21 protein-coding genes are annotated in these 26,874 nt (G+C 42.2%); 11 read left to right on the forward strand and 10 right to left on the reverse strand.

Annotated elements, in window-relative coordinates; translation table 11 throughout:
* Window positions 1-44 precede the first annotated feature (44 nt).
* Window positions 45-3,533, forward strand: a complete 3,489-nt coding sequence (locus Q9312_RS04570; protein WP_309203396.1) for a PAS-domain containing protein — start codon at window positions 45-47, stop codon at window positions 3,531-3,533.
* On the opposite strand, the gene Q9312_RS04575 is transcribed toward Q9312_RS04570, so the two are convergent.
* Both Q9312_RS04575 and acs read right to left on the reverse strand, forming a co-directional pair.
* A complete protein-coding gene (locus tag Q9312_RS04575) occupies window positions 3,530-4,201 on the reverse strand; it encodes a response regulator (RefSeq protein WP_309203397.1) in 672 nt (223 codons plus the stop codon). The two genes, Q9312_RS04570 and Q9312_RS04575, sit on opposite strands and share 4 nt — an antisense overlap.
* Before the next feature lie 73 nt (window positions 4,202-4,274).
* Window positions 4,275-6,224, reverse strand: coding sequence for an acetate--CoA ligase (gene acs / locus Q9312_RS04580; protein WP_309204474.1), 1,950 nt, complete (start codon window positions 6,222-6,224; stop codon window positions 4,275-4,277).
* A gap of 195 nt (window positions 6,225-6,419) precedes the next feature.
* On the opposite strand from acs, the gene Q9312_RS04585 reads away from it, so the two are divergent.
* Window positions 6,420-7,574: a DcaP family trimeric outer membrane transporter gene (locus Q9312_RS04585; RefSeq protein WP_309203398.1), complete on the forward strand. Its 1,155-nt coding sequence runs from the start codon at window positions 6,420-6,422 to the stop codon at window positions 7,572-7,574.
* An 85-nt stretch (window positions 7,575-7,659) separates the two neighbouring features.
* Here Q9312_RS04585 and Q9312_RS04590 read toward each other — a convergent pair whose 3' ends face one another.
* Both Q9312_RS04590 and ilvY read right to left on the reverse strand, forming a co-directional pair.
* Entirely contained in the window at window positions 7,660-8,457 is a 798-nt protein-coding gene (locus Q9312_RS04590; RefSeq protein WP_309203399.1) for a DUF4097 family beta strand repeat-containing protein, read from the reverse strand.
* Between the two features lie 306 nt (window positions 8,458-8,763).
* The gene (gene ilvY / locus Q9312_RS04595; RefSeq protein WP_309203400.1) at window positions 8,764-9,711 is read right to left on the reverse strand and encodes an HTH-type transcriptional activator IlvY; all 948 of its coding nucleotides are present in this window, start codon (window positions 9,709-9,711) and stop codon (window positions 8,764-8,766) included.
* 144 nt (window positions 9,712-9,855) lie between these two features.
* Between ilvY and ilvC the strand changes: the two genes are divergently transcribed.
* The 4 genes from ilvC to Q9312_RS04615 all read left to right on the forward strand — a co-directional run bounded on the left by ilvC (window position 9,856) and on the right by Q9312_RS04615 (window position 14,595).
* Window positions 9,856-11,352: a ketol-acid reductoisomerase gene (gene ilvC, locus Q9312_RS04600; protein ID WP_309203401.1), complete on the forward strand. Its 1,497-nt coding sequence runs from the start codon at window positions 9,856-9,858 to the stop codon at window positions 11,350-11,352.
* A 111-nt stretch (window positions 11,353-11,463) separates the two neighbouring features.
* Entirely contained in the window at window positions 11,464-13,230 is a 1,767-nt protein-coding gene (ilvB, locus tag Q9312_RS04605) for a biosynthetic-type acetolactate synthase large subunit (protein ID WP_309203402.1), read from the forward strand.
* Window positions 13,227-13,751 (forward strand): acetolactate synthase small subunit, encoded by a 525-nt coding sequence (gene ilvN / locus Q9312_RS04610; RefSeq protein ID WP_309203403.1) that lies wholly within the window; start codon window positions 13,227-13,229, stop codon window positions 13,749-13,751. Before ilvB ends, ilvN begins: the two co-directional genes overlap by 4 nt.
* 127 nt (window positions 13,752-13,878) lie before the next feature.
* A complete protein-coding gene (locus Q9312_RS04615; protein ID WP_309203404.1) occupies window positions 13,879-14,595 on the forward strand; it encodes a 1-acyl-sn-glycerol-3-phosphate acyltransferase in 717 nt (238 codons plus the stop codon).
* Window positions 14,596-14,692: 97 nt separating this feature from the next.
* On the opposite strand, the gene leuB is transcribed toward Q9312_RS04615, so the two are convergent.
* The 3 genes from leuB to leuC are packed head-to-tail and all read right to left on the reverse strand — an operon-like array spanning window position 14,693 to window position 17,910.
* Complete coding sequence (gene leuB, locus Q9312_RS04620) at window positions 14,693-15,790, reverse strand: 3-isopropylmalate dehydrogenase (protein ID WP_309203405.1); 1,098 nt, start codon at window positions 15,788-15,790, stop codon at window positions 14,693-14,695.
* A 3-nt stretch (window positions 15,791-15,793) separates the two neighbouring features.
* Window positions 15,794-16,474: a 3-isopropylmalate dehydratase small subunit gene (gene leuD / locus Q9312_RS04625; RefSeq protein WP_309203406.1), complete on the reverse strand. Its 681-nt coding sequence runs from the start codon at window positions 16,472-16,474 to the stop codon at window positions 15,794-15,796.
* Complete coding sequence (gene leuC / locus Q9312_RS04630) at window positions 16,474-17,910, reverse strand: 3-isopropylmalate dehydratase large subunit (protein ID WP_309203407.1); 1,437 nt, start codon at window positions 17,908-17,910, stop codon at window positions 16,474-16,476. Before leuC ends, leuD begins: the two co-directional genes overlap by 1 nt.
* Before the next feature lie 168 nt (window positions 17,911-18,078).
* On the opposite strand from leuC, the gene Q9312_RS04635 reads away from it, so the two are divergent.
* Window positions 18,079-18,957: a LysR family transcriptional regulator gene (locus tag Q9312_RS04635; protein ID WP_309203408.1), complete on the forward strand. Its 879-nt coding sequence runs from the start codon at window positions 18,079-18,081 to the stop codon at window positions 18,955-18,957.
* Window positions 18,958-19,035: 78 nt separating this feature from the next.
* Here Q9312_RS04635 and Q9312_RS04640 read toward each other — a convergent pair whose 3' ends face one another.
* Window positions 19,036-19,248, reverse strand: coding sequence for a hypothetical protein (locus Q9312_RS04640; RefSeq protein ID WP_309203409.1), 213 nt, complete (start codon window positions 19,246-19,248; stop codon window positions 19,036-19,038).
* Between the two features lie 228 nt (window positions 19,249-19,476).
* Between Q9312_RS04640 and Q9312_RS04645 the strand changes: the two genes are divergently transcribed.
* Window positions 19,477-20,601 carry a GGDEF domain-containing protein gene (locus Q9312_RS04645; protein WP_309203410.1) on the forward strand — a complete coding sequence of 375 codons (1,125 nt, stop codon included), beginning with the start codon at window positions 19,477-19,479 and terminating at the stop codon, window positions 20,599-20,601.
* A gap of 19 nt (window positions 20,602-20,620) precedes the next feature.
* Here the strand turns inward: Q9312_RS04645 and Q9312_RS04650 are convergent, their stop codons facing one another.
* Window positions 20,621-21,733: a 4-phosphoerythronate dehydrogenase gene (locus tag Q9312_RS04650; protein WP_309203411.1), complete on the reverse strand. Its 1,113-nt coding sequence runs from the start codon at window positions 21,731-21,733 to the stop codon at window positions 20,621-20,623.
* A 143-nt stretch (window positions 21,734-21,876) separates the two neighbouring features.
* Here Q9312_RS04650 and folE point away from each other — a divergent pair, with 143 nt between their 5' ends.
* Window positions 21,877-22,431 carry a GTP cyclohydrolase I FolE gene (gene folE, locus Q9312_RS04655; protein ID WP_309203412.1) on the forward strand — a complete coding sequence of 185 codons (555 nt, stop codon included), beginning with the start codon at window positions 21,877-21,879 and terminating at the stop codon, window positions 22,429-22,431.
* 10 nt (window positions 22,432-22,441) lie between these two features.
* The gene (gene mnmC, locus Q9312_RS04660; protein ID WP_309203413.1) at window positions 22,442-24,469 is read left to right on the forward strand and encodes a bifunctional tRNA (5-methylaminomethyl-2-thiouridine)(34)-methyltransferase MnmC2/FAD-dependent 5-carboxymethylaminomethyl-2-thiouridine(34) oxidoreductase MnmC1; all 2,028 of its coding nucleotides are present in this window, start codon (window positions 22,442-22,444) and stop codon (window positions 24,467-24,469) included.
* Window positions 24,470-24,484: 15 nt separating this feature from the next.
* Here mnmC and Q9312_RS04665 read toward each other — a convergent pair whose 3' ends face one another.
* The gene (locus tag Q9312_RS04665) at window positions 24,485-24,787 is read right to left on the reverse strand and encodes a hypothetical protein (protein ID WP_309203414.1); all 303 of its coding nucleotides are present in this window, start codon (window positions 24,785-24,787) and stop codon (window positions 24,485-24,487) included.
* Window positions 24,788-25,603: 816 nt separating this feature from the next.
* Here Q9312_RS04665 and Q9312_RS04670 point away from each other — a divergent pair.
* The gene (locus tag Q9312_RS04670; RefSeq protein WP_309203415.1) at window positions 25,604-26,707 is read left to right on the forward strand and encodes a tRNA-queuosine alpha-mannosyltransferase domain-containing protein; all 1,104 of its coding nucleotides are present in this window, start codon (window positions 25,604-25,606) and stop codon (window positions 26,705-26,707) included.
* The last annotated feature ends 167 nt before the right edge of the window (window positions 26,708-26,874 follow it).

Consider the following 26,874-nt stretch of genomic DNA (forward strand, 5'->3'; position numbering starts at 1 on the left):
GCTTTTTAACCACCGTTCACGCGAATATTTTTGAGGGACGCAATTTGAATGCTCTGGCCTTATTCTTTTGTATCTTGGTTTATATTGCCATTCTGTTTGCTATTGCGCGTCTTGGCGACAAGGGAAAGCTGTCTGCCATCCCTTCGTTTTGGATCTATAGCTTTTCAATCGCCATTTATTGTACTTCTTGGACGTTTTATGGTGCTGTCGGCACCGCGGTCAATAATGGCTGGCTCTATCTTTCAATCTATTTAGGTCCTGCTCTCTTATTTTTATTTGGGCACCGTTTGTTGTACAAGCTACTGATCGTTTGTAAAGAGCAAAATGTCTCTTCATTATCCGACTTTATTGCATTGCGATATGGCAAACAGCGCTCGCTTTCTGTCGCAGTCACTTTATTACTGATGGTCGCAATCATTCCCTATATTGCACTGCAACTTAAAGCGATAGCTTTTAGCTTTGATGGCTTAACTCAAAACGTATCGGTACAGGCAACGGAAATTGACACGGCTTTATTTACAGCGATCGCAATGGCTCTATTGGCTATATTTTTTGGAACACAGTCGGCTGAAGCAACCAAACCTCGTTCCGGATTAATGTATACGATTGCATTCGAGTCTGTGGTCAAAATCGCCGTTCTCATTGTATTAGCGATTTTTTGTTTATATTGGCTATCGCTTGATACCTTTGATAATCAGTCCTTCAGCCGCAAAACATTTAGTGAACAGTTTTCTTGGTCACAATTAGACGCTTCCTTTTTTACTCAGCTATTTCTTGCCGCTTGTGCCACTATTTGTTTACCAAGACAATTTCATGTCACCTTCGTTGAAAATACCGCCCCTAATCATTTAAACAAAGCGCGCTGGATTTTCCCTTTTTATCTAGCGGTAATTTCTTTAGTCGTATTTCCAATTACAGCCATGGGTACTGAACTATTTGGAGTAGACAGTAGTGTATCTGCAGATACTTATGTTCTTGCTATTCCTTTTGCCCAAAATGAAAAACTCCTGAGCGTCATGCTGTTTATTGGAGGGTTCGCTGCCTCTACTGGAATGATCATAATCGCCACGCTCGCACTTAGTACAATGATTACAAACAGCATTATTCTGCCCTACTTTGTTAATCGACTAAATGACACATCAGAAAACTACTACCGCCCATTGGTCATTAAATGGCGACGAGCGAGCATCGCCTTTATATTATTGGCGGCTTATTTGTATAAAATTATAATTGGTGACTACTTTGCATTAGCAGCAACCGGATTGATTGCATTTTCTCTCGTCGCCCAATTAGTTCCTTCCGTGGTTGCCGGTTTGTATTGGCGAAATTGTCGTTCAAAAGGTGTCAGTGCCGGTTTGATAGCTGGCACCGCCATTTGGTTTTACTTTATTATGCTTCCGTCTCTTGCCGCAGCCGGCTTATTCGGACAAACGATAGTCGATGTAGGCCCTTTGGGTATTCACTGGTTATCACCGACCAACTTTCTGAATCTCGACTATGATGCTTTCAACCTGGGAGTCTGGCTTAGCTTAATTACGAATGTGTTAATTATGGTCTTTGTTTCACGTCGTTCGGACGTTAAATTTAGCGAAAGCATTCAAGCGACCGCATTTACTAGTCCACTAAACTTGACCAAAACTCGTACGCTCGAACCTACCAATGCGAATGTTGTGAGTGACGACATTATAAAGGTTATCGCGCGCTTTCTTGGAGAGCGGGAAACTTCTATTTTATTAAATGAATTCGAGTTAGATCATGGCCCCGTCAAAAGAAACGAACCCCCGCAGAGAGATTTATTAGAATTTGCCGAAAAGCGTCTTGCTGGAGCGATAGGAACCACCACCGCAAATACCGTTGTTAACTCAATTATTGCGGGACGCTCTGTCACGCCTGAATCTTTGATTAATTTATTCGATGAGACCTCTCAGCAAATTAAGTTTAACCAAAAACTTTTACACGCGACACTCGAAAATATTTCACAGGGGATCAGTGTTGTGAATAAAGACTTGCATTTGGTCGCGTGGAATCAACGTTATATCGAGTTGTTTAACTACCCTGATGGATTTATTCAACCCGGAATGGAAATTGCCGACGTTGTTCGCCACAATGCCGGTCGGGGAGTTATGGGTCAGGGATCCATTGAAGAGCAAGTTGAAAAGCGCCTTGAGCATCTAAGAAGAGGAACGTCTTATGTATTTCAGAGAGAATGGCCCGACGGTCGTGTTCTAGAAATGCGTGGAAACCCAATGCCGGGCGGTGGATTTGTAACTAGCTTTACAGACATTACCGAATATAAGAAAGTCGAGCGTCAATTAAAAGAGTCTCGAGATGAATTGGAAGCTCGAGTTGTCAAACGTACTGAGCAAATACAGCATATCAATGAAGAATTAACACAAGAAGTCGAGTTACGAAAACAATCAGAAAAGGCAATGAATCAAGCTAAACTAGAAGCTGAGAATGCCAATAAAACGAAAACACAATTCATTGCTCTCGCTAGCCATGATATCTTACAACCACTAACGGCAGCTCGACTCTACGCGAGTGCTTTAGAAGAAGAAGGTTTAACTCAAGAAGCCAATAACGTCGTTGAGAAAATTAACTTATCTTTAAAATCGACAGAAAACCTAGTTGCGACATTGCTCGAAATTGCCCGCTTTGACCAAGGCGCCCTAACGCCTAAAAAAGAACCCTTCCGAGTTGATGAAATTATGCTGTCTCTTTTTAATGAATTTTCCGTTGTTGCATCAGAAAAAAACAAGCGATTGAAAATGCCTAAGTGTCAAGTGTGGGTAATCAGCGATAAGCAATGGCTTAGAAGAATATTGCAAAACTTTCTATCGAATGCGATTAAGTATTCTAATGGTCATAAGATTGTTTTCGGCTGCCGACGACATGGGAGTTTATTAAGAATACAAGTCACTGACTCTGGCCCAGGAATTTCAAAGAATGAACAAAGAGCCATTTTTAGTGACTTTTACCGCTCGCCTAATAATAAATCCACTGAATCAGGTGCTGGTCTTGGTCTAAGTGTTGTGGCAAGAATGAGCGAGTCACTCTCTCACCCAGTTGGAATAATATCAGCCGAGGGCTCTTCATCAACGTTTTATGTTGATGTGCCAATCACAACCGCACAACATAGTAGTCAAGCCATACCTCAAACACAAACCGATGTTAATATCATTAATCAAATTGTTTGGTACGTTGACAATGACGTTCAACAATTGGATGCGATGAAAACACTGGTAAAGAAATGGGGAATACAACTTACCATTTTCCATGATCCGGAACAGGTTATTGAAGCCGCAAAGATATCACAGCCCGACATATTAATGATGGACTTTGATCTTAATGCGACGACTGATGGTATTGAGTTGTATGAAAGTCTGAAGAACTTCTGGCAAAAGCATCCAAAAGCTTATTTGCTAACCGCGACACAAGATCCAAACATTCGAGATCAGGCAAAGCGCTCAAGTATGGAGTATATTAAAAAACCAGCAAAACCCGCTGCACTGAGAGCGATTTTAAATCGCTAATCAGACTGCAGCTTGCTGTCGTCAAGATGACTGGTAAATTGTAATTTTTGGGCCGCTATAACGGCCTGAGTGCGATTTATCACGCCGAGCTTTTTGAATATTGCTGTGACATGCGCTTTAACCGTCGCTTCGGAGATATTCAAGTCATAGGCAATCTGTTTATTTAAACGACCTTCATTAAGCTCACAAAGCACACGATATTGCTGTTGAGTCAGTGTTGCCACTTTTTCAGCAAATGCGCGATCTTCTTCATCAATTTTATCGATAGCTTGCTTTAAGTTTTCAGGAAGAAAAATCTCGCCATCTAATATTAAGCCGATGGCTTTAATCATTTCATCGGGTGGCAAGGTTTTAGGAACAAAGCCAGAGGCGCCAAACCCTAAACAACGTTTAACCACGGCGGGATCATCAGTACCTGAAACAATAACCACAGGCAACGTCGGAAAATGATTGCGTAAATGAATCAAGCCAAAATAACCATCACCGTCTGGCATGTGCAAATCGAGAAGTGCCAAGTCAAAGTCTTGATCGTTCACGATCGCTTGCTCGGCACTTGAAAAGTCATTGCAAATTACGATTTCACTATCGGCGACGGCTCTTCGAACCACGCTTTGCATTGCATCGCGAAACAAAGGATGGTCATCAGCAATTAAAATTTTCATATCCATAGTCAATTAAATTCTCTTGCTCGCCATCATTGTAGATTTCGTCTTGCAATGCAAGTCAATTTGACGCCTAGGTTCAGCGATTTAAACGTCGGTCAATTAATTCATTAACGATTGAAGGATCAGCCAATGTTGATGTATCACCTAGTGCCTCATATTCATTGCAGGCTATTTTACGAAGTATCCTGCGCATAATTTTTCCGGATCTGGTTTTCGGCAAACCAGAACACCATTGAACTAAGTCTGGTGAAGCGATAGGACCAATCTCTTTGCGAACCCATTGAACCACTTCTTTGGTCAAGTCATCATCAACGGAAACACCTTCCATCGCATTAATAAAAACATAGATACCCTGCCCTTTCAGATCATGAGGGTAACCAACCACAGCGGCCTCAGCAATGGCAGGATGGGCAACCAAAGCGCTCTCGATTTCTGCCGTTCCTAAACGATGCCCAGAGACATTCAGAACATCATCAACTCGGCCAGTGATCCAATAATAACTATCTTCATCGCGGCGCGCGCCGTCTCCAGTAAAGTACTTGCCCGGATAGGTAGAAAAATACGTCTGTTCAAAGCGCTCATGATCACCAAAGATCGTTCGCATTTGCCCAGGCCAAGAGTCAAGCATGACCAAGTTACCCTCGGCTGCACCCTCCAAAAGTTTCCCTTCGTTGTCGACCAGCGCTGGCTTAATTCCAAAAAATGGACGTGTAGCCGAACCAGGTTTCAGATCGGTCGCACCGACCAAAGGCGTTAGCAAAATTCCACCGGTCTCAGTCTGCCACCAAGTATCGACAATTGGGCAGCGTTGTTTACCGAATGCTTCATAATACCAGCCCCAGGCTTCAGGATTGATAGGTTCTCCGACACTGCCTAGTAAACGTAAAGTATCACGCGTGCTACTGGCAGTCGCAGCATCTCCCATTCCCATTAACGCTCGAATAGCGGTAGGAGCGGTATATAAAATGCTGACTTTATGTTTATCGACAATCTCTCCCATACGACCAGCGCTGGGATAATTAGGCACACCCTCAAACACAAGTGACGTTGCACCATTAGAGAGAGGTCCATACACGATATAACTGTGTCCAGTGATCCAACCTACATCGGCGGTACACCAGTAAATGTCATCAGCACGCAAATCAAAAACATACTGTGTCGACGTATGGGCGTAAACTAAGTATCCTCCGGTGGTGTGAAGCACACCTTTTGGTTTGCCTGTCGAACCCGAGGTATACAGAATAAATAAGGGATCTTCCGCAGACATCGTCTCCGGTTCACATTCGGTACTTTGTTTATCGGTCAAAAGGTTATAAGCAACATCTCTTGAATCATTCCAAGCGACCTCTGCTCCGGTTCTTTTAACCACCACTACTTTTTCGACGCACTCAGTGCCTTTTTTCTCTAGCGCTTTATCAACGTTGACTTTCAAGGGCACAGTTCGGCCGCCACGAACACCTTCAGCGGCAGTAATCACCAGTTTTGAGCCGCAATCATCAATACGTCCAGCCAGTGCATCAGGAGAAAAACCGCCGAATACAACGGAGTGGACAGCACCGATGCGAGCACAAGCCAACATCGCATAGGTTGCTTCGGGAATCATGGGCATGTAAATGGTTACCCGATCACCTTTTGAAACGCCAAGCTCCCGCAAACCGTTAGCTAACTGATTCACTCTCTCTGACAGTGCGCGATAGCTAATGGCTTCGCTTTGGTTAGGATCATCTCCCTCCCAAATTAACGCAGTTTTGTCTGCTTTATCAGCCAAATGACGATCGATACAGTTAACACTGACGTTAAGCTCTCCGTCATAAAACCATCGAATATCAATATTTCCAGGCTCGTAGCTAACTTGTTTTACGTTGCTAAACGGTTTTGACCACTCCACGCATTTTGCTTGCTCTCGCCAGAAGGCTTCAGGATCACTAACCGACAAAGCATATTTCTTAAGATAACCATCGTTATCGATTAACGCAGACGCTTTTACCGCATCAGGAACAGGATATATCTCTTTCAATGACATAATTGTTGCTCTTTCTCTTAAGTTTTAGGCTTAGTGAAATGCTGCGTAATTTCGCTATGCAACACAATTCGACATTAGTATAACCATCCTTAAGTAACACAATCCTACGACTTTAGTCGAAGTTAGACTTTTGGCTAATTGTTAAACACCGATCAAAAGTTAAGTATTCCACCCATAAACATAAAAGGTGGACCTACTATGAAAAACATCAATAAAAAATCACTTTGTTTAGCGGTTGTGGGCGCGTTAGCTTCAGCCAATTTGCTTGCAGACACAGAGTTCTCTTACTCCGGCTATATAAAAATGGACACGATGATCTCCGATTACAGCGATGGAGAATCCAATCCACTCAATCGAGATTTTTATGTTCCTTCTTTAATTCCGGTAAGCGACGGTAGTGCATCATCATCCGGTAAAGAGTGGGATATGCATGCACGTCAATCACGAATTATATTCGGAACGAAAACCAATTTAGACAATGGTTCAACCATTGGCACGCGAGTCGAGATGGATTTTCAGGTAACATCAGGAGGTGACGAACGAATCAGCAACTCTTACTCTCCTCGAATTCGCCAAGCTTACTTCACTTACGATAATTTGCTGTTTGGTCAAGCGTGGACAACATTTATGAATTTAAGTGCACTGCCTGAATCATTAGATTTTATCGGTAATACTGACGGAACTGTTTTTGCTAGACAAACACAGATTCGATATACCAACGGTGGATTCCAATTCGCGGTTGAAAACCCTGAGACCACCATTTCTAACTATCAAGTCGGTGGTCGAGTTGTAACCGACGATAATGCAATGCCAGACTTAGTCTTTCGTTACAACTGGAAAGGCGATTGGGGTGGATTATCTGCGGCTATCATCACGCGTCAGCTCGAATGTAACGATGCAACAACGGGTTGTGATTCTACTGAAAGTTCAATTGGCTTGAGCTTCGGAGGTAAAGTTAACGTTGGCGATAAAAATGATGTTCGCTTCGTCGTAAATAGCGGAAGCGGTATCGGACGATACATCGGCTTGAACATTGTTAATGACGGTGTATTCAATGCATCAGGAGAAATTGAGGCAATCGATATCACTGCCTACTCTGTTGCTTACCGTCACCAATGGAACGATCAATGGCGAAGCAACATAATATATGCAGGTTTCGAGGCCGATAACGATGTCACTCTTACCGGTTTGGGTGCGACTGAGAGCACAAATAGCTTCCGCATCAACTTACTGCATTCACCAACTAAAAATTTAACTTTCGGTATTGAGCTTGCTCATGCTGAGCGAGAAACTGAAGCTGGCTTTGGCGGTGACATGGATCGCCTACAATTTTCGGCAAAGTACGCGTTTTAACTCCCTACCCTGACATATGTTTCAACGCAGTTTTTGTCTATTCGGGCCACCCTTTGGTGGCCCATTTTTATCTTTCCTACGCTGATTATTTCTTTACAGCGCCTTGTACATCATTCATCGACAATCCACCGCTTCCTTCATTAAGAATAGTGACGCCATTAGCAAGACGATTTAAATTAATGCCGCCTGAACCATCATCGATGGTGACGTGCCCGGTAATATCTTCAACGGTCAAGCTGCCAGAACCATCATCAACTTCAACCGTGCCTCCGACTTTACTAATCAAAGTACTTCCGGAACCATCGTCAACTTTGACATTCCCAGTCACTTGTTGAATTCGAATACTACCAGAGCCATCATCGAGCACTAAGCTGCCCTTTAAGTTTTCAATAGAAAAACTACCGCTTCCATCCTTAACATCAACATCACCCTCAATATCATTGAGTGAAATAGAACCTGATCCATCGTTTAGTTTCAGTCCACCGCCAATGGCTTTTACTTCAATAAATCCAGAACCATCGTTGATATCTAACATCATCTGGTAAGGCACTTTTATCGTGAGATCGATTTTTGGTCCATCTCCCCACCAATTACTTCGATTGTTACTATTAGCGTCAGCAACTAAAATTGCACTGTCGCCACTCTGCTCCAAGGTTAACTTAAAATTATCTTCATCAACTTGTAAGTCAGCAACAACTTGAATTTCACTGAGCGAAGAACTTCCTTCAATCTTTAAGAATCCGGCCCCAACATCAACTTTAAACTTCGACAGATCGGCCGCCTGAATATTTAACGTTCGCTGCTCTTCAATATCGAAAGAACCCGCATAAGCATTACTTGCTAAAATCAACCCGATGATGGATGCAGTAACTTTAAGTTTCATAATTTTCCCTCGCTGTGTTTTATTCTTAGATAAATTGGTCATAAATTGAAGTAACTAAATTGTTTGATAACGTATCAGCACGACTACAGATTTCTAAGCGCAATAATTTCTAAGCGCAATAAAAATGTCAGTTAAACTAAACAATAGATGAATCTTCGAAATACATTAGCAAGCATCGTTCCAACTAAAAATAGTCTTATATTTCAACAAGATAGTATATCAAAGTGTATTTTAAATAGATTAGACGCAACTTCGCCGAAAAAAGTTTAGTCAAAATGACCAATTAGTGAGTGTTTCAAGGGTCGGCTAGCTCTGTATCAGCTGACGGCGACGAAACTGATGTTTAAATGAACCTTTAAATGCAGCGATCACTGGCTCAGTTGCTCGCTTACGCTTACAGATAATTCCCAACTCGAATGGTTTCGGAGCAAAATCACTGGTCAATACTTGCACTCGATCAACCACAGGGCTGTTCAAGATCACCGGCGTCGGGGCTAAAGCAATACCGCAACCTAAAGCAACTAAACTGACAATGGCTTCGTGACCTGCAACTTTTGCGTAAACATTGGGCTTAAACTTCATTCTTTCACACCACTCTAATACGCGTTCTTTCGCGGGACCAGACTCTGGCATAATAAAAGGTAAGGCAGCCCAATCAACACGTTCGCTCATTAAGTTTTCGGTAAAATGTGTTTGAATATTGGGTGCGATTAGCTGCAACGAGATGTCGCCGACGCGTTGAAAATCATACTGTGTCGATAACTTTTCTGGTTTTACAGCAAAGGCGACGTCAACAGCGTCGGTTTTAACCTTATGAAAAGCTTGAGCAACATCACCCGTTTCCAATATTAATTCAACACTTGGGAACTCGCGTCTAAATCCTTCCAGAATCTCATTCAAAAATAAATGCGCCGCCGTTAATGTGCAGAAAATCGAAAGCTTTCCTCCGATTTGTGGCGTTTTGTCTAGCTCACGCTTTAAATTCTTCCATTGCTGCAAAACCTGTTGCGCAAAGCTCAAAAAATGCCGTCCTGCTTGAGTTAACATGACATTTCTGTTGTCTCTCACAAACAACTCTTGCTCTGCTTCTTGCTCTAGCCGTTGAATCATACGACTCAAGGTTGATGGCGTCACAAAAATGATTTCGGCTGTTTTCGCAAAACTTAAGTTATCGGCAAGCATTACAAAGGCTTGTAGTTCTCGTATATTCACAGGCATTCTGTTTGTTGCGTATTTTGCAATACTATATAGCATATAAATCACTTCACGCAACAAATAGAAGTCCGTATGCTGATGACTAAATGATCAATTAGCTAGCCTGTTCAGCGTAACCCGCATATCGCAGACGCGTTATCCTCGGTTATCTAACTAAGCAGCATCGACAATGAGAATACTTAAATGAGCAACTATTTTTCAGAACTGTCTTTCCGAGAGCAACGCCAACAACTAGGCCAATGTCGCTTTATGTCGAGAGAAGAGTTTCGAGATGGATGCGAAGTGCTGAAAGATAAAAGTATCGTCATTGTTGGCTGTGGTGCTCAAGGACTGAATCAAGGATTAAATATGCGAGATTCAGGGCTTAAGGTCAGCTACGCATTGCGAAACTCCGCTATTGAAAGTAAAAACACCTCTTTCCAACGAGCAAACTCTCATGGCTTTGCCGTTGGACGCTATGAAGATTTAATACCTAATGCTGACCTGGTATATAACCTCACCCCTGACAAACAACACGCTGACGTTGTTCATCAACTGATGTCACTAATGAAAAAGAATTCGGTATTAGCCTATTCTCACGGATTTAACATCGTTGAGCAGAATCAATCCATTCGTGATGATATAACGGTTGTGATGTGCGCGCCAAAATGCCCAGGAACGGAAGTGCGAGAGGAATACAAACGAGGGTTTGGTGTTCCCACGTTAATAGCGGCGCATCCAAACCACGACCCAAGTAACCTTGGGTTAGTGATTGCAAAAGCGCTTGCTTCCGCAACTGGAGGCGATCGCGCAGGCGTTTTAGAATCATCTTTTGTCGCAGAAGTTAAATCCGACTTGATGGGAGAGCAAACCATTTTATGTGGAATGCTACAAACGGCTTCTATACTCGCATTTGAAAAAATGGTCGATGCAAAAATCGATGCAGGCTACGCAGCAAAGCTCATTCAACAGGGTCTCGAAACCATTACAGAAGCATTAAAAATCGGCGGGATCACCCACATGATGGATCGTCTCGATAATCCATCAAAGATTGTTGCGTTTGACTTATCCGAACAAGTGAAACGCTTATTAGCACCGCTATTTTATCAACATATGGATGATATTTTATCGGGTCGTTTTTCATCCGAAATGATGGACGATTGGAAAAATAATGATCGCGCTCTACTAACCTGGCGCGAACAAACCGCGGCTAGCGCTTTCGAGAAAGCTCCGAATAGTGATGAATATATTAATGAACAAGAATATTTTGACAAAGGCATTTTACTCGTTGCGTTAGTCAAAGCCGGCGTTGAATTAGCCTTTGATGTGATGGTTGAATCCGGAATTTTACCCGAGTCAGCTTATTATGAATCGTTACATGAAACGCCACTAATCGCGAATACTATTGCACGTAAGCGATTGTATGAAATGAATGTGGTGATTTCAGACACGGCGGAGTATGGAAATTACTTGTTCGCAAACCGCGCCGTTCCGCTGTTAAGAGAACAATTAATGCCAAACATCAGCACTCAATTGATCGGACACAAACTCGATCTAAGTTCATTAGCGGTCGACAATCAAAAGCTTGTTGATATCAACCAAAAAATTCGACAGCACCCTGTTGAACGAATAGGAGCTCAACTACGCGGATACATGACCGATATGAAAGCGATAGTGCAATCGGAAACTAAGACAAGTTAGAGTGCAAAATAGATTGACTTCCCAATCTGCAATTGCTCAGTTCGCCCTACAGAAATGTAGGGCTTTTTTTCAATAAGTTCTACTCTCGCCTTGCCATAACAAGGGTAAACAATGGATACGTCGAATACCTTACAAAGAGATGTCTCAGGCCAAACCTCTGCATTCCAAGAAACGTTATTTTCTGGTGCAGAGTTAGTTATTAAAACATTACAAGATCTCGATGTTAAACTATTGTTCGGTTATCCCGGCGGTGCTGTTTTGGATATATATGATGCACTATTCGCGCAATCAAGTATTCAACATATATTGGTTCGTCATGAACAAGCTGCAGTGCACGCTGCCGATGGTTATGCAAGAGCAACTGGGAAAGTGGGTACCGTTTTAGTCACCTCAGGACCAGGAGCAACCAATACTATTACAGGCATTGCTACCGCGTATATGGATTCTATTCCCTTGGTAATACTCTCGGGTCAAGTTGCCACACACCTAATTGGAGAAGATGCTTTTCAAGAAACCGATATGATCGGCTGCTCGCGACCAATTGTGAAGCACAGTTTTGTTGTGACCGATCCAGCTGAGATTCCCTCGATCATTGCAAAAGCCTATTATTTAGCGAGCACGGGCCGGCCAGGCCCCGTCGTTATTGACTTACCCAAAAACATCGCGTCGCAAATAAAAGCGACACCTTATTTGCCCGCTCAAGAGACACGAATTCGATCATACAACCCAACACTAAAAGGTCACCCAAAACAAATTAAAAAAGCCATTAGAGCATTTAACGAGGCCCATCGCCCAATCTTCTATATTGGAGGTGGAATTGTTAATGCAGCACACAGCTTTCGACAACTTGCTGAAAAACTTCACGTACCGGTTACAAGTACTCTGATGGGACTGGGCTCCTTTCCAGGAAACCATGAGCAGTTTTTAGGCATGCTAGGAATGCACGGAACTTTCGAGGCCAACAAAGCCATGGCTAATGCAGATTTAATTATTTGCTTTGGCGCTAGATTCGACGATCGAGTAACGAACAACACCGAAAAGTTTTGCCCGAATGCAACCATTATTCACGTTGATATTGACCCCGCATCGATTTCTAAAACCGTCACTGCGGATATTCCAATTGTCGGCAGTTGCGACAAAGTCGTCCAACAATTTCTAGAGTTAATTGATCGGGCGCGTTTAAAACCCATCAAAGAGCGAGTCGAAACATGGTGGCAACAAATTGAGCAGTGGAGAAAGATCCGCTGCTTGAAATACGAGAAAGGCGCTCATATTAAACCTCAAGAGGTCATTGAAACACTCGCCGAGCTCACTGATGCGAACGCATTTGTCACTTCAGATGTCGGTCAGCACCAGATGTTTACAGCTCTGTATTACCCATTTAATCGACCTAGACAATGGATAAATTCTGGCGGACTAGGAACCATGGGATTTGGGTTGCCTGCTGCCATTGGTGTTCAACTTGCTTATCCAGAACAAAACGTTTTATGCATAACGGGCGATGGAAGCATTCAAATGAATATTCAGGAGCTCTCAACCTGTCTTGAATACGGTTTGCCCATTAAAGTCATTTCGCTAAATAACCAATCTCTCGGAATGGTTAGACAATGGCAAGATATGATTTATCAAGCAAGGCATTCTCAGTCGTATATGAATGCGTTACCTGACTTTGTACGACTGGCAGAAGCTTACGGTCATGTTGGCATCCGTATTGAAGATCCTTGTGATTTAAAAGACAAACTTGAATTTGCGCTGTCGTTGAAAGAACAACTTGTGTTCATCGATATTCTAGTTGATGCCGAAGAGCACGTATACCCTATGCAAATTAAGGGCGGAGCCATTGACGATATGATTTTATGCAAGCAGACAAAACAATGAAACGAGTTATTTCAATCTTAATGGAAAATCAGCCTGGCGCTCTTTCACGAATTACAGGCCTCTTTTCACAAAGAGGATTCAATATTGATAGTTTGTGCGTTGCAAAAACCGATGATCCTACTCTATCTAGACTGACCATAGCGACCAGTGGCGACGAGCGAGTTCTTGAACAAATCATAAAACAAGTTAATAAACTGATTGATGTTCTGCGGGTATCTAACCTTACGGAGAAACCTCATATCGAAAGAGAGTTGGTGATAGTGAAAGTTAATTGCCATCGAGGTAGTCATCGAGACGAAATTCTAAGGTTGGCAAAAATTTTCAGTGCACCAATCATCGACGTAACATCAACGACCTTTATTTTGCAATTTGTAGGCGCTCCGATTGAACGGATAGCCTTTCTAAGTGCTTTAGCTGAAACGTCCGAAATCATTGAACTCGCTCGCTCTGGCATCGTAGGAATTCAAAAAGGCAAGCGTACCCTAGACGCAAATCGCTCGGTAATGGATATTTCGGCGTAAAAGTTAGACAAAAGGCTACTAAAACCTCAATAGCTTGTTCAAAAAACATACTGAACGAACAAAGAGAGTTGGCAGCGCTTAGAATCCTTTGTAAACTGCAGAAAATAAATTCTAAACGTTAATCGTTGTGTCCTATTTATTTAGTTTTAGTTTATTGTATTCCATCAAACTTTTAGCCTTGCTCTTTTATCGCTTTGACGTTCAATGGTTGAGCCAAAGAACCGTTAAGCACTATCCAAACGTTAGGCTAATGGTCTTATTAAATCATACAAGTTTGTATGAACCTCTTTTCGTTCGTCTAGCGCCTTACAAATTAATAAAAAACATTAGCAAACACCTTATCGTTCCCGGGGCAGATATCACAACAAAGCGTCCCATTGTTGGCAAACTTTTTCGCTCTTTATTACCTGGAATCATTCCAATCTCTCGCAAACGCGATGATTCTTGGGCTTATTTTTTAGAGCAAATCGCTCCCGACTCATTTGTTGCTATCTTGCCAGAAGGAAGAATGAAACGGAAAGATGGTCTCGACAAATTTGGTAAGCCGATGACGGTTCGAGGTGGGGTTGCCGATGTTTTAGAAAAACTCAAACAAGGCGATATATTATTTGTGTACAGCGGAGGATTACATCATGTGCAGATTCCGGGACAAAAATTGCCTAGAATATTTCGAACGATTAAAGCCAACCTCGAGCTCATCGATATCAATGAATATAAGAAAAGTATCCATCAACTATCCGGCGACAGCTTTAAAGATAAAGTGATTGCCGATATGCAATGGCGATTGAATCATAAACTGCCCTATTGCGCCCAGCAACCTCATCAGTCTGACGAAGACAGCTGAGCATCGGTCATGCTGTCTTTTTAAACTTTGTTTAAGATCTTTACTTAACTTTAAACTCGTTACTTAACCTCAAACTCTGTACTTAGCTTTAAATTCTTCAGTTTAATAGCTTTGCTAAATTACCAATCACTTGATCACCCATTTCAGCGGTCCCTACCCAATCTTGCCGCGATAAGTCAGCAGTACGAAATCCCTGGGTTAAAGTCATGGCAACGGCTTTTTCAATTAATTCCGCATATTTGGGTTGCTGCAAACTGTGCTTGAACATTAATGCAACAGAAAGCAACATGGCGAGCGGATTCGCTTTGTTTTGCCCTGCAATGTCTGGGGCAGACCCATGAACAGGCTCATACATACCTTTACGATTGATATCTAGGCTCGCCGAAGGCAACATCCCAATTGAGCCAGTCAACATTGCTGCGATGTCAGATAAAATATCGCCAAACATATTACCGGTGACAACCACATCAAATTGCTTCGGCTGTCTAACGAGCTGCATCGCGGCATTATCAACATACATATGAGTTAAAGTCACTTCAGGGTATTCTTCGGCAACTTGATTAAATACGTCGCGCCATAACTCAGTTACTTCTAGTACATTGGCTTTATCGACAGAACACAATTGACGACCTCGAGTCATTGCCGTTTTAAAGGCGACATGAGCAATACGTCTAATTTCAGATTCCGAATACCGATAAGTATTAATACCTACTTTTTCCCCACCTTCTTCAAATACGCCTCTTGGGTGTCCAAAATAGATGCCACCGGTTAGCTCTCGAATGATTAAAATATCTAAGTCACTGACCAACTCGGCTTTTAAACTTGAAGCGGATGCTAATTCAGGTGAGACTATCGCTGGTCGTAAATTTGCAAAAAGCTCAAGCTCTGAACGTAATCTCAGCAGTGCTTTTTCTGGGCGAACAGAAATATCTAACGACTCCCATTTAGGGCCGCCAACGGCGCCGAGCAAAACCGCATCGGCCTGTTTAGCTAATGACAGTGTTTCCTCTGGTAGTGGCGTTCCAGTTTGATCGTACGCAGCTCCTCCAACTAATGCAGAGCTCAGTTCTAAATTTAGTTCGGTATTAGCATTTATGAACTGCAATAGCTTTTCGGCCTCTGTCATAATTTCAATTCCGATACCATCACCGGGAAGCAATAACAGTTTACTGACCTTAGACACGTGAGTACTCATATTTTACTCCGAAACAATCGCATTAAATAACCAAGGAAACCGCTTCTGATATTGCTTTTCAAAAGCGTCAATTAACTCCGCTTGCTGTAGAGTTACGCCAATATCATCCAAACCTTTTAACAAAGCATTTTTCCTAGTTGGTGAAATATCAAACGTATATTTAAATAGCCGTTCTCGATCTGCACTATCACTAGGCTCATTAAAAAACTCTAAAGATTGCTCGACAAGGTCGACGTCACACCAAAGTCCCTTGTCTTGTTCTAATTCAAATAATCGGTTCACTGCCTCTTGTGAAAGACACACAGGAAGTATTCCATTTTTAAAGCAATTGTTATAAAAAATATCGGCAAAGCTCGGAGCAATCAGCACTTTAAAACCGTAATCTTCCAATGCCCATGGAGCATGCTCTCGGCTAGAGCCACAACCAAAGTTCTCTTGCGCCATCAGTATGGCGGCATTTTTGAATTGTGCTTGATTAAGAACAAAGGATGGGTTTAAGGGACGGCCTTCGTTCGGTTTATCCGGAGCTCCTTGATCTAAATATCGCCATTCATCGAATAAGTTGGGTCCAAATCCACTGCGCTTGATCGACTTTAAAAACTGTTTAGGAATAATTGCATCAGTATCGACATTGGCTCGATTTAACGGAACGACTCGTGAAGACAAAGAGTTGAATGCTTTCATTAAGCTACCTCCTGCTTTTGTTGCCAATTTCGTACATCAACAAAATGGCCATTAATTGCTGCAGCGGCTGCCATTTGAGGACTCACTAAATGAGTTCGTCCACCTTGGCCTTGTCGCCCTTCAAAGTTTCGATTCGAAGTCGATGCACAGCGTTCACCCGGTGCTAACCGGTCAGCATTCATGGCTAAACACATAGAGCATCCTGGTTCACGCCACTCAAAACCGGCTTGCAAAAATATTTGATCAAGGCCTTCGGCTTCTGCTTGTTGTTTCACCAAACCTGAACCAGGAACAACCATCGCGAGTTGAATAGAATTGGCCACTCGATGGCCTCTAACAACCTCCGCGGCCGCTCTAAGATCTTCAATTCTGGAATTTGTACACGAACCGATGAATACTTTATCTAAACCGATATCTCGCCAAGATTGGCCGGCGCTTAAACCCATGTAATCAAGTGCTCCTTGATAACCACTTCGCTTAACCGGGTTTTCAATAGATTCTGGATCTGGAATGGTTTGCGACACTGAAATAACCATTTCAGGAGACGTTCCCCAACTGACCTGCGGTTCGAGAACACTGACATCAATGTCCACCACTCGGTCAAACTCGGCTTCCTCATCCGAGCGCAACTGCAACCAATCGTTGACGGCAGCATCCCAATGCACACCCGTCGGCGCAAAGGGTCTATTTTTAACGTACTCGATGGTCTTTTCATCAACCGCTATCAACCCTACTCGAGCACCGGCTTCTATCGCCATGTTGCACACCGTCATTCGACCTTCCATCGTCAACTGTGAAATTGCGTCGCCAGAAAATTCAATCGCAAAGCCTGTGCCACCATTGGTTCCAATGTGAGCAATGGTCGCCAAGATAAGGTCTTTCGCAGTCACCATTGAATTGAGTTGCCCGACATATCGAATGAGCATATTTTTGGACTTTTGTTGTCGAAGTGTTTGCGTTGCCAAAACATGCTCAACTTCTGACGTTCCAATACCGAATGCTAGTGCCCCAAAGGCTCCATGTGTCGCAGTATGGGAGTCGCCACAAACAATGGTCATTCCTGGCAAAGTGGCACCTTGTTCTGGGCCGATGACATGAACAATGCCCTGTCGCTCATCCGTCATATCAAATTGAGTAATGCCAAACGAACGGCAGTTATCATCTAACGTTTGCACTTGAATTCGTGACGTTAAATCGCTGATCCCTTGCGCTCTATTTTGTGTAGGAACATTGTGATCGGGTACGGCTAAGTTGGCCCCAGGTCGTCGTGGTTGGCGGTCAGCCAAACGCAATCCTTCAAAAGCCTGTGGAGACGTTACTTCATGGAGCAATTGACGATCGATATATAAAAGAGATGTCCCATCACCGCTCTGTTCGATACAGTGTCTTTGCCATAACTTATCATATAACGTCTGTGGTCGATTTGATTGTCCCATGTCACTGCCTCTTATTCCGTCGCGGTTAAATCTAAAGTGCTTATTGTTGGATTCAACCTACTTTAACGATGAGCAATCGATAATACAAATTCATTATTTTTATACATTTCATTCCAATTTGGAATACTGTATGTTTTGTGAGTGAATTAATGTAATCGGAATAAATCGATGGACCCGGTGACCCTAGAAATCTTTCTTGCTGTGGCACGGCTACAATCGTTTAGTCAGGCAGCAGAAAATTTATACATGACACAACCAGCTGTCAGTAAGCGCATTGCTGCTTTAGAGACTAAACTAGGCAGCCGACTGTTTGATCGAGTTGGACATAACATCCAATTAACGGCCGCAGGTTCATTAATGCAAAAGCACGCTCGTGAAATCTTGCAGCAGGTCGCATTTGCTAAACAAGCTATTCAAAATCTCTCTGGAGAGCCAAGCGGTCCACTGCAGATTGCGACAGGCCACCATATCGGATTCCACCGTTTACCAGCTTCCATAAAAAGGCTGTCACAGCGTTACCCCAACATTGAGCTCGATATTCGCTTTATGGACTCTGAGGAAGCTTACCAAGGTATCTTAGAGGGAAACCTAGAGTGTGCGGTGCTAACCTTACCGGAGCACCCGCTCAAGCAAGTGGTCAGCTATCCAATTTGGAAGGATGAACTCGCGTTATTTTGCGCAATAGACCACCCTCTTGCTAACCTTGAATTAGCCGACCTTAAAGACTTGCTACAGTTCCCCATCATTTTGCCGGAAAAGCACACCTTTACTCGGCAGCAAATCACGGGGTATTTCGCCAGCCATGGGTTGCCGTTACCCGAAGTCAAAACGGGAGATTACCTCGAAACCATTCGAGTGTTGGTTGAATGTGGTTTAGGTTGGAGCCTGCTTCCTAAGCGGCTAAAAACCAAGAACTTGCACTGTATTTCGGTGAAAAGCTTCCAACTATCACGATCTCTGGGCTTGATACACCACGAAAAACGCCCACTATCGGTGGCAGGAAAGGCTTTCTTGAACGAATTAACTGAAAATAGTTATGAAGATTGAGATATCAGGAAGAAAAGTAGTCGATTCGTTCGAAGGAGTCGCCCAATTAGACGACTTTATTAAAACCAATTTAGTAGGTTAAATATCCATTGCTCTGCCAGTAATCGTCAAGCGCACCATCTTGCGACGATCATTTTGTTGCCGGCGGTCGATTCCTGAACGCATATCAGGAACGGTTATCGAGCGGCCTTTGAATTGTCGTCGGTCAATACCCGTACGACGATCTTCTCCTCGACGCTCAACAGCAACGCTGGACCATTCTACATCATCTTTGTCGGTTACTTCGCTCATGTTTTCACTCTAGCTCTTAACATACAGATATTATAGTACGAACAACAGTAAATGATGAACCACTTCTCAATTTTAAATATTATCCTCCAAATACTTGAACAAAGCGTAGGGGTAAGGGAAATCCAGCGCTAGACTAATTAATAAGGTTAAAGCGTTGACCGACAACCATAGGGAAATATTGATAAAAATAATAAGGTCGCAGTATCAGCAACAGGCAATGGGGCGAAAATGGCAATATTTCATCAGTATAACCCTTCTCGCGAACAAGCGTTGGAAATTGAAAATCAACGCTTAAAGTCGCTGTTAGACTCATTGGTTGAAAAGGCCGAATTAAATCAGAAAACCTATGGCAAATTCCAACGCTTGGAATTTGAATTGCTGCATACTGCACATCTACCTTTTTTATTGAACAAATTAACCACTGACTTTAAGCAACAACTCGATGTAGAACACATTAGCTTGATGCTTTACGATCCCTACGATACCTTCCAAGAAATATTAGAGAGCATTTACCCAGATGTGGCAGTATCGAATGTTATGTTTACTAAAGATGCAACCCAATTTGATGCCATTTATCAATCTAGATTAGAGCCTCAAATTCGACAAACTAACCGATTTTTAAGTCAGATTCTTTTCTCGCGAGAGGCAACGGTGCGTTCGTTCTTAACGCTACCATTATTGCGAAATAATTTAATCATTGGCAGTTATCACCTTGGCAGTGTTAATCAACAGCGCTTCACGCCAGAGATGTCGACAGACTTTTATGCGCACTTCGCGCAAATTGTATCCATTTGTCTTGAGAATACAGCGAACACAGAACACCTAAAACACTTGAGTCTAATTGATCCTCTCACCAAAACCAAAAATCGACGCTGTCTTTATCAGTCTCTCGAAAAAGAATTAGCAAGAGCCGATCGAAACATGTTACCCCTGTCGTGTTTGTTTATCGACATCGATCACTTTAAACGTATCAATGACCAATATGGCCACACCATTGGCGATAGAGTTCTTGAGCACATTGCTCAAATCATACAGCCTAATTTGCGAGCAACGGATCTCTTGGCTCGATTTGGCGGAGAAGAATTTACGGCAGTGTTGCCTAACTGCGACGAGCATGTCGCTGAAAAAATATCTGAGCGAATTCGTCATATGATTGGTAATCAAGTATTTTCTTCAAATGATGAAACTAAATTTAATATTACCTGCTCTATCGGAATCACCACATGGAATCCTGCGAGACACACAGGTAGCAAAGAATCATTAGTTGATTCTATCATTCGTATCGCCGATGATGCTCTCTATGAGGCTAAGTCAGCTGGACGAAATCGCTGCGTATGGAAAGCCTTTCATTAAACAGATGGGCATTGAATTTTTAATTCAACCGCTTCCATCCTCTTAATAATTTCGAAAATACAGCGTGATTGCTCGATTGCCCACGAAAATCATGTCTAAACGCGTAGCTATTTCTAAGGCCAGAAAAACCTTCCGAAAGGTTATCAGTCTTTAGCATTTTTAGCGCCATTGAATCTGCTTCAATATTATAACTGGTTAACAGCCACTGATTGATATCTGTGATAAATTCATCTTCTAATAACTGTTGATCAGTTAACTCACCTTTAAAATTAAGCTGACCGAAATCGTCCTTTAATTTAAAGTGCCTAGACAGTTGATTAATGACTGAAGCACTAGCGTTCAACTTTCCTTCTAAACTATAGCCAGCAATATGACTTGTCCCTAACAATAAATTGCTGAGTAAATTAGACGAAATATTAGGCTCATCAGGCCAGACATCCAGAACGCATTGCCCTCCCCGCATGACCCATTCACTAATAGCGGCCTCAGTAAAAACATTACCGCGAGAACTATTGATAATCAGTTTGCCGGCTAATGAATAATTCTGAATTAGATTTGAGTTGAACATCTGATAAGTTGGAAAGAGGCCATGCTGGGTGAGCGGTACATGAAAAGTAATAATATTCGCTGCCTCTATCAGTCGTTCAAGAGAAAATACTTGGTTAATACCAATGAGATCCTTCTTAAATGGGTCAAAAACCACCACGGAGGCACCGAGATCCGTTAATGTTTGATGAAGACGACGTCCAACTTCACCGAAACCAACAATGCCGACCGCCGTATTTTGAAACATAAAATTCTTTTTTAAGTTCCAATACGCGATTGCGCTTAATACGTACTGAACGACAGCCATTGCATTACATCCAGGAGCATTTGACCAATGTATTCCCGTGTTGTGTAGATATTCTGTATCAATGTGATCAATGCCTATGGTGGCAGATCCGACAAACTCGATAGAAGTCCCTTCAACTAACTCTCGATTAACTTGAGTAATCGAGCGAACAATCAACGCTTGGTGATTTTGACAGAGCTCCGATGAAATTTTATCGCCAGGTACGGAAGTCACTGCTACTTCTGGTGGCATTAATTCATTAAGAAAAGGGATCGCATTGTCAACTAACACTCGAATCATGATGGGTTTCTCAATAAAAAAGCTACGGTAAGTTACCAAATACCAACCATCTTCAGCTAAAATAGCAAATTGGACTCTAGATTAAAGTAATTGTAAACTTTTTAAACTCGCTAAATAACCCCTCTTAGCTTCAAAGGTAAACTATGAGTGATGAACTGGAACAATACTATCGAAAGATTCTCCTCGGTCTTGGTGAAGATCCGAGTAGAGATGGATTAAAAGACACACCTCTGCGTGCCGCTAAAGCCATGTCTTTTCTCACCAAAGGTTATCATGAAGATCTTGAAACCGTCGTCAATAATGCGATTTTTGAAAGCGACAATGATGAAATGGTGATTGTCAAAGAGATTGAACTCTACTCTCTTTGTGAGCACCATCTTTTACCTTTTATTGGCAAATGTCATGTTGCTTACATACCCACGGGAAAAGTCATCGGATTATCAAAGATTGCTCGAATCGTAGACATGTTTGCGCGACGACTACAAATTCAAGAAAACTTAACTAAGCAGATTGCCGATGCGGTACAGTCAGTTACACAAGCCGCAGGGGTTGGTGTCATCGTTGAGGCAAAACATATGTGCATGATGATGCGAGGCGTGCAAAAACAAAACTCCACAATGACAACATCAGTCATGCTGGGACAGTTTAGAAAATCTAATGCAACGAGAACCGAGTTTTTGAAATTAGTAAGAGGTTAGTAACGACCAAATGACCATCAATTCAAAAATAATGTCTCATGCTGATATTGAGTGGCAAGACGGCCTACCCTATTCAAAGCAATTCCAAGACATTTATTTTTCTCGACAAGATGGTCTCGAAGAAACTCACTATACTTTTATAGAAGGAAATCACCTTAAAGAAAGGTGGAGTCTTTCAAACAGTTCTGATTTTCGTATTTTAGAAGTAGGGTTTGGAACAGGACTAAACTGTCTTTCGACCATTGATCATTGGCAGTCTTTTAATAAAGACAGTTGGCTTCATTATCACTCTATCGAAAAGTTTCCATTAAAACGAGACGATCTTTTACGCGCATTAAGCTTTTGGCCATCCTTAAAGAACTTAATGGAAACCCTCATAAGCCAATACCCGATGCCTTTATACGGCGTTACCGAAATCATCTTTCCAGACCATCGAGCAACATTGTACCTACACTTTATGGATGTTATTGAAGCCTGTGATCACTTAATTCTTGAAAATCAGCAGTTCAATAGTTTTTACTTGGATGGGTTTGCACCGTCTAAAAACCCTGATACTTGGAGTGAAGTGCTGTTTAAAAAAATAGCACAACTGTCAGCAACAGACGCTCACTTTGCCACTTTCAGCGCAGCAGGCTATGTTCGTCGTGGATTGCAAAAATATGGTTTCAAAGTTAACAAACGTTCAGGCTTCGGTACTAAGCGTGAAATGCTTATTGGCAGTATAAAGACCCCTAAAGTTGACTGTGAATCAGTCTCAATGAACACTACAAAGCCATGGTTTCAGCGTCCAGAATCAATCGCAGAAGAAGCTAGGATTGCCGTTATAGGCAGTGGCATTGCTGGAGCAACAACCGCCTTAATGCTAGCGAATGACGGTTATCAAGTTGAAGTTTTTGAGTCAAAAAATGAAATCGCTGCTGGCGGTTCAGGAAGTGCATCCGGTATTTTTTATCCATTTTTAACCAAAGACTTCAATGATCAGAGCCTTCTTTTTTTTCATGCTTACCAAAAGTTAATTCACTGGCTAGATCGATTAGAACTCGCTGAATATACAAAGAACATAGGTGTATTAAAGTTACATAAAGATGCGCAATTCAATACTCAACTCTTTAACCAACTGGGGGATTCAAACGACTTTGATTCTTGGTTAAGACAGTGGCCGGAGGCATCCTCAAGTGGACTCACTTATCCACTGCTTAAACAGGGTATTTTATTCCCTCGGTCAGGTTACGTCGATCTAAAAAGACTGTGCGAGAAGCTGCTTGACCATCCAAAAATAGAGGTACGCCTAAACTCGCGAGTAGAACGATTGGATGACTTTTCACACGGTTGGAAGCTTGAAGTCAATAATGATGTCGAAAACTTCGATGCCGTGGTTATTTGTAATGCATACTCAGCCCATGAACTATTACCTAAAAGTTTTTTACCCGGGAACAAAGTTCGTGGTCAGACTGCAAAATTATCCATACCAAAGGACTTCCCCAAGCCGCCGTATATCCTTTGCGAGTCAAACTATTGCATCCCAATGGAAGACTCTCTATACGTCGGAGCGACATTTGAACTGAATAATCATAATGAAAACTTTGATGCTAAAAGCCATCAAGAGCTTGTTGAAAACCTTAATGTTCTTTTTGAAGATGCTACATTTTCAGTTGAACAAGCAGAGCCAGGAAGAGTCGGATTTCGGCATTGCTCGGTTGATCGCCTTCCTTATGTTGGCCCCCTACCGAAATTTGAGCAAACACTTTTAGACTATCAACATCTTTGGAAAGGTAACCAACGGGTTAAACATCCATCCGCTCAATACTGGCCGGCTCTTTATGTCAATATTGCGCACGGGGCGAGAGGAATAACAACCAGCTTTTTGGCCGCAGAGCTCGTGCTCAATTATATCAATGGTGATAGCTTTGCGGTTTCCCCGTCGATTCGTGAACAATTACATCCCTCACGACCACTCATTCGAGAATTAAGAAAACCCAAAAATCAACGGTTACCGTTTTTTCAAGAAATGCCATCAATGTCTGAACACGGCTCATGAGCCTAGGGGTAGATTTCAATCGGTTATCTGATCAAGTGAATATATCAGAACTTTAGTTCTCGGGTACGGCAATGTACTCAAGTCTGCTTGCGCACTGTTTAAAAATGAAACCGGATCTGAAATCAACTGTAAAGATGCATTCATCTCATCGGAAAACGATTGAGTTTCCAAAAACTCATACTTCATTCGTTCTAATACGACCGCTTTTTCTACGGCAATATTCTGTGAGTAATTTTTCAAAGAATCGATATTAGTTAAATCTGATGCCATTGCCAATTTTGTTACACAACAAAGTATTCCAATAATTAAGTATTTCATGATCGCCTCACACGCTCTGGTCCGTACCCCAATATAGTCGTATGAAACTAAGAAAAAGTGTGCGTCAATCTGTTGCAGAGCGTGACCAAAATGCCTGTATGAAACACTTTGTTAAACTCTTATTAACCCGAAGCCAAAAAAGCTCGGTAGTTATCAGACAAAAAAACTCAATGGCTTCGAAGGAATCGTTGACTTGCTTATCTATCAACGCCTAACGGCTGCACGCTTTGCTGCTCTTATCACTAAGATTGAGAGTTATCTCTCGGCATTGAATAAACAAAAAAATAGCGGTCTTAAATGGGGTAATAAATAAGGACAATAAAAAAGGCAGCCGCTGGCTGCCTTTTTTATGAGAGATTATCTCTTCCTCGCTATTCCTTTACTAATTCCGTCTAGTTCCAGTCTTCCCTAAATTCCTATCTCATCAAGCGCTGTTCGTCCGTGCCATTTTCCTTGCTGACTCCCCGTCAGATTCCTTGTCAACACTCTTCTCCAAGTCCCTGTCGACAAGTGAAAGTCTACGCTAGTCATCAAAACCTGCAAGTGACAAAGACTTGTTTAAATTCACATTAAGGGTGATAACTGATTCACTATTCTATATTTTATGTATATATTTCAATAACATAAATTTTACGTTAGACTTCTCGTCTAATTCCCTTACGGTATTTAGTAGTAATATCGCACATCCTTGTGAGATATCTCTCACATAGAAAAGGGACTTTTTCGCACAAACGCAAGCTTCTAACCCTTTGGATTAATTCAAAAAGAGATTAACTCTGCTGTCTATACGCAGAAAGCGCTTTGATAAGGAAAAATATGGCCTCACGGCATCGAGTTTTAGTTCTTAGCGCCTACCACGCTCAAAGCCATGACTACTGGGCTAAAGCGCTGATGAAGGGGTTAACTGAGATTGACTTTACCCTGCTGACACTACCTCCCCGTCATTTTGCCTGGCGAACACGAGGAAATAGCCTCAGCTGGGGCCTAGGGGACTACCCTGAGCTCGATCAAGAGTACGACACTATCTTAGCAACGTCGATGGTTGATATATGCGCCTTAAGAGGTTTTCGTCCGAAATTAAGCCGCGCTCGGTTAATTGTTTATTTTCATGAAAACCAATTTGCTTATCCAGCGTCTTCTGCTCAATATAAAGATATCAACATCCCTTTGACCTCTATTTATTCCGCATTGTGTGCCGATCAGGTGATATTCAACTCCAATTTCAATCGCTCAACATTCTTAGCTGGCTCAGAGCAACTACTCAAAAAAATGCCCGACCAAGTGCCTAAAGGCATCCTTCATCATCTCGAATCTGTCTCACAGGTCATTCCCGTTCCTTTGCAATACGAGCAAACACAGGCATTGCATTATAATTCCGGTGAAAAGATCCACCTGGTCTGGAATCATCGCTGGGAACACGATAAGAACCCAGAAGTCTTATTTAAGGCTCTCTCACGATTAAAAGCATCCAATATTCCTATTAACTGCTCGATTGTCGGCCAGTCTTTTCGTCATTCTCCGAGGGTGTTCCAAGAGGAGTACTCCAAATTTCAAGATATTATTCAACATTTTGGTTTTTTAGACACCGACGATTACTCTAGTCTTCTTAGCGAAGCGAACGTCGTCATATCAACCGCTTGGCATGATTTTCAAGGCTTATCGATGCAACAAGCCATGGCGCACGGCTGCATCCCTATTGCGCCCAATCGTATGGCCTACCCTGAATATGTTCCGGATGAATTGCTCTATAACTGCACGCCTCAAGAGGATCAAGTTGACTACGAAGCCGATCAATTAGCCCAAAAGGTCATCTCCCTGTTTCATAGAGGCTTTCACCTAGATAACAATCCTATCGCTGAATACTGTTGGCCTAACTTAGAATCACAGTACTCAAAATTATTTAATCTACACAGACTTTAGCGGCTTAAATTTGTAATCTGGGCTGTTTTTAAACAGAGTTGTCGGTTTACATTGCAAAATCAAATGAGCCAATGATAAATTGCATGTTTATCAAGAAGGTTTGAATTAAGCCAAGCGAACATTGTTTAATCAAGTTCTGGGTTTAATCAAGTTCTGGGTTTAATCAA

The sequence above is a fragment of the Pleionea litopenaei genome, from assembly GCF_031198435.1.
Taxonomy (GTDB): Bacteria; Pseudomonadota; Gammaproteobacteria; order Enterobacterales; family Kangiellaceae; genus Pleionea; species Pleionea litopenaei.

What these genes read in the sequence shown, in the direction of transcription:
- leuC (WP_309203407.1), bottom strand. Translation starts at nt 17,910, where the DNA reads ATGGGACAATCAAATCGACCACAGACGTTATATGATAAGTTATGGCAA.
- Q9312_RS04575 (WP_309203397.1), bottom strand. Translation starts at nt 4,201, where the DNA reads ATGGATATGAAAATTTTAATTGCTGATGACCATCCTTTGTTTCGCGAT.
- Q9312_RS04585 (WP_309203398.1), top strand. Translation starts at nt 6,420, where the DNA reads ATGAAAAACATCAATAAAAAATCACTTTGTTTAGCGGTTGTGGGCGCG.
- Q9312_RS04670 (WP_309203415.1), top strand. Translation starts at nt 25,604, where the DNA reads ATGGCCTCACGGCATCGAGTTTTAGTTCTTAGCGCCTACCACGCTCAA.
- mnmC (WP_309203413.1), top strand. Translation starts at nt 22,442, where the DNA reads ATGACCATCAATTCAAAAATAATGTCTCATGCTGATATTGAGTGGCAA.
- ilvB (WP_309203402.1), top strand. Translation starts at nt 11,464, where the DNA reads ATGGATACGTCGAATACCTTACAAAGAGATGTCTCAGGCCAAACCTCT.
- ilvN (WP_309203403.1), top strand. Translation starts at nt 13,227, where the DNA reads ATGAAACGAGTTATTTCAATCTTAATGGAAAATCAGCCTGGCGCTCTT.
- Q9312_RS04590 (WP_309203399.1), bottom strand. Translation starts at nt 8,457, where the DNA reads ATGAAACTTAAAGTTACTGCATCCATCATCGGGTTGATTTTAGCAAGT.
- Q9312_RS04635 (WP_309203408.1), top strand. Translation starts at nt 18,079, where the DNA reads ATGGACCCGGTGACCCTAGAAATCTTTCTTGCTGTGGCACGGCTACAA.
- Q9312_RS04650 (WP_309203411.1), bottom strand. Translation starts at nt 21,733, where the DNA reads ATGATTCGAGTGTTAGTTGACAATGCGATCCCTTTTCTTAATGAATTA.
- ilvC (WP_309203401.1), top strand. Translation starts at nt 9,856, where the DNA reads ATGAGCAACTATTTTTCAGAACTGTCTTTCCGAGAGCAACGCCAACAA.
- Q9312_RS04665 (WP_309203414.1), bottom strand. Translation starts at nt 24,787, where the DNA reads ATGAAATACTTAATTATTGGAATACTTTGTTGTGTAACAAAATTGGCA.
- leuB (WP_309203405.1), bottom strand. Translation starts at nt 15,790, where the DNA reads ATGAGTACTCACGTGTCTAAGGTCAGTAAACTGTTATTGCTTCCCGGT.
- Q9312_RS04640 (WP_309203409.1), bottom strand. Translation starts at nt 19,248, where the DNA reads ATGAGCGAAGTAACCGACAAAGATGATGTAGAATGGTCCAGCGTTGCT.
- Q9312_RS04645 (WP_309203410.1), top strand. Translation starts at nt 19,477, where the DNA reads ATGGCAATATTTCATCAGTATAACCCTTCTCGCGAACAAGCGTTGGAA.
- folE (WP_309203412.1), top strand. Translation starts at nt 21,877, where the DNA reads ATGAGTGATGAACTGGAACAATACTATCGAAAGATTCTCCTCGGTCTT.
- leuD (WP_309203406.1), bottom strand. Translation starts at nt 16,474, where the DNA reads ATGAAAGCATTCAACTCTTTGTCTTCACGAGTCGTTCCGTTAAATCGA.
- ilvY (WP_309203400.1), bottom strand. Translation starts at nt 9,711, where the DNA reads ATGCTATATAGTATTGCAAAATACGCAACAAACAGAATGCCTGTGAAT.